The organism is Limosilactobacillus caviae (genome assembly GCF_014635905.1).
Classification (GTDB): Bacteria; Bacillota; Bacilli; order Lactobacillales; family Lactobacillaceae; genus Limosilactobacillus; species Limosilactobacillus caviae.
Genome location: NZ_BMDS01000025.1, coordinates 1 through 554 on the forward strand (window position 1 = coordinate 1; position 554 = coordinate 554).

Here is a 554-nt window from a genome sequence, read left to right on the forward strand (position 1 = left end):
TGAGAGTTTGATCCTGGCTCAGGATGAACGCCGGCGGTGTGCCTAATACATGCAAGTCGTACGCACTGGCCCAACTGATTGATGGTGCTTGCACCGGATTGACGATGGATTACCAGTGAGTGGCGGACGGGTGAGTAACACGTGGGTAACCTGCCCCGGAGCGGGGGATAACATTTGGAAACAGATGCTAATACCGCATAACAACGAAAACCACATGGTTTTCGTTTGAAAGATGGCTTATGCTATCACTCTGGGATGGACCCGCGGTGCATTAGCTAGTTGGTAAGGTAACGGCTTACCAAGGCGATGATGCATAGCCGAGTTGAGAGACTGATCGGCCACAATGGAACTGAGACACGGTCCATACTCCTACGGGAGGCAGCAGTAGGGAATCTTCCACAATGGGCGCAAGCCTGATGGAGCAACACCGCGTGAGTGAAGAAGGGTTTCGGCTCGTAAAGCTCTGTTGTTGGAGAAGAACGTATCTGAGAGTAACTGTTCAGGTAGTGACGGTATCCAACCAGAAAGTCACGGCTAACTACGTGCCAGCAGCC

Annotated in this window: 1 rRNA gene; it reads left to right on the forward strand. The window is 52.2% G+C overall.

Annotation, left to right across the window (positions count from 1 at the left end):
* Positions 1-554, forward strand: a 16S ribosomal RNA gene (locus tag IEU90_RS11230); the annotation flags it as partial.